Annotated in this window: 3 protein-coding genes; all 3 read left to right on the forward strand. The window is 68.3% G+C overall.

Going from position 1 to position 2,288, the window contains the following annotated elements:
* A partial coding sequence (locus ACFV0T_RS42110) for a cbb3-type cytochrome c oxidase subunit I (protein WP_385790841.1) occupies positions 1-456 on the forward strand: 456 nt, incomplete at its 5' end.
* Positions 453-851, forward strand: a complete 399-nt coding sequence (locus ACFV0T_RS42115; protein ID WP_385790843.1) for a cytochrome c oxidase subunit 4 — start codon at positions 453-455, stop codon at positions 849-851. The genes ACFV0T_RS42110 and ACFV0T_RS42115, both read left to right, overlap by 4 nt.
* 133 nt (positions 852-984) lie before the next feature.
* On the forward strand, positions 985-2,247 hold the full coding sequence (locus tag ACFV0T_RS42120) for an Ig-like domain-containing protein (RefSeq protein ID WP_385790845.1): 1,263 nt from the start codon (positions 985-987) through the stop codon (positions 2,245-2,247).
* Positions 2,248-2,288: the final 41 nt, after the last annotated feature.

Raw genomic sequence — 2,288 nt, forward strand, 5'->3', positions numbered from 1 at the left:
GGCAAGATGCTCGACGAGCGCCTCGGCAAGATCACCTTCTGGACGCTGTTCATCGGCTTCCACGGCACCTTCCTGGTCCAGCACTGGCTGGGCGCCGAGGGCATGCCGCGTCGTTACGCCGACTACCTGGCGGCCGACGGCTTCACCGCCCTGAACACGGTCTCGACGATCAGCTCGTTCGTGCTCGGCCTGTCGATCCTGCCGTTCTTCTACAACGTCTGGAAGACGGCCAAGTACGGCAAGCCGGTCGGCGTCGACGACCCGTGGGGCTACGGCCGTTCGCTCGAATGGGCGACGTCCTGCCCGCCGCCGCGGCACAACTTCCTCACCCTGCCGCGGATCCGCAGCGAATCCCCGGCGTTCGACCTGCACCACCCTGAGATCGCGGCTCTGGAGCTGGAGCACGCCGGCCACGGTGCGAGCGCCATCGCGGGCGGCAAGGAGGCCGGCAAGTGAAGATCCAGGGCAAGATGTTCATGTGGCTGAGCTTCTTCGTCCTCGCCATGGCGGTCGTCTATGGCGTGTGGTCGAAGGAGCCGGCCGGTACCACGGCCCTCTTCCTGGCCTTCGGCCTGTGCATCATGATCGGCTTCTACCTGGGCTTCACCGCCCGTCGGGTCGACGCCGGGGCGCAGGACAACAAGGAGGCGGACGTCGCGGACGACGCCGGCGAGCTGGGCTTCTTCAGCCCGCACAGCTGGCAGCCGCTGTCGCTCGCCATCGGTGGCGCCCTGGCCTTCCTGGGTGTTGCGATCGGCTGGTGGCTGCTGTACTTCTCCGTCCCGCTGATCCTGGTGGGCCTGTGGGGCTGGGTCTTCGAGTACTACCGCGGTGAGAACCGCACCCAGTAACACCACGCATCGCACGACCGGGAGCCCGGATACTCCGTCAGGAGGATCCGGGCTCCTGTGTTTGCCGCATGTCGGGTCCCTCTTCCGGGTTACCCAACGCGCCGGTGCTGACGAAGCTTCCTAGCGTTGACCCATGAGCCACTCACCCCGCCCTCGCACCGTCGTCAGCTGCACGCTGCTGGTGATCGCCCTCTGCGCGGGCATCACCGCCTGCGGCTCGGACGGAAACCCGCTCTCCGCCCGGCCCTACGACGCTGCCGAGGAGATCGCCTTCAACGGCCCCTCGGACGTCAGGAAGAAGGCCGACCCGGACAAGCCCCTCGAGGTCACCGCCGAGGGCTCAGACGGGCGCCTGACGGACGTCACGGCGGTCGACGCGTCGGGTCGCTACGTGGCCGGCGAGCTGTCCGCCGACGGCAGCCGCTGGCACAGCACCGAGCCGCTCGCCGCCAACGCCCGCTACACGGTGCGGGTGAGCACCGAGGACGACGACGGATCCCCCGGCCGCAAGATCCTCACCTTCGAGACCGGCCAGCCCGCCACGAAGAAGAACCTGGACATCACCTTCGGCCCCAAGGCGGGCCAGTACGGCGTCGGGCAGCCCGTCACCGCCCAACTCAACATGCCGGTCAAGGACAAGGCCCAGCGGACCGTCGTCGAGCAGGCCCTCAGAGTGGACTCCACGCCCGTCGTGGAGGGCGCCTGGCACTGGGTCAACGACAAGGAACTCCACTTCCGGCCCAAGGACTACTGGCCCGCCCACGCCACCATCCAGGTGCACAGCAACCTGGAGGGCATGAAGGTCGGCGACCGTCTGTGGGGCGGCAAGGCCGCGCCCCTGAAGCTCACCACGGGCGACAGCATCGTCGCCGTCACGGACGCCGCGGCACACTCGATGAAGGTCTACAAGAACGGCGCGCAGATCAACCAGATCCCCGTCACCACCGGCAAGACCGGCTTCGAGACCCGCAACGGCGTCAAGGTCGTCCTGGGCAAGGAGTACTTCGTACGTATGCGCGGCACCACGGTCGGCATCGCGGAGGGTTCCTCGGACTCCTACGACCTGCCCGTCTACTACGCCACGCGTGTCACCTGGAGCGGCGAGTACGTCCATGCCGCCCCCTGGTCCGTGGGCTCCCAGGGCTACGAGAACGTCAGTCACGGCTGCACCGGCATGAGCACCAGCAACGCCCAATGGTTCTACAACACCGTCCACGAGGGCGACGTCGTCCAGGTCGTCAACTCGAACGGCCACGAGATGGAGACGTTCGGCAACGGCTTCGGCGACTGGAACCTCGCCTGGGCGAAGTGGCGTACGGGCAGCGCGCTGATGAACGGCACCCCGGACCGCCCCAGCCCGGCGGACGCGGCGAGACTGCGGCCGACGTCGGTCTGACCCGCACAGGGGCGCGGGGCGGCCGTCGTGACGTGCCGCCC

The organism is Streptomyces sp. NPDC059582, from assembly GCF_042735715.1.
In the GTDB taxonomy this organism is placed as follows: Bacteria; Actinomycetota; Actinomycetes; order Streptomycetales; family Streptomycetaceae; genus Streptomyces.

What these genes read in the sequence shown, in the direction of transcription:
- ACFV0T_RS42120 (WP_385790845.1), top strand. Translation starts at nt 985, where the DNA reads ATGAGCCACTCACCCCGCCCTCGCACCGTCGTCAGCTGCACGCTGCTG.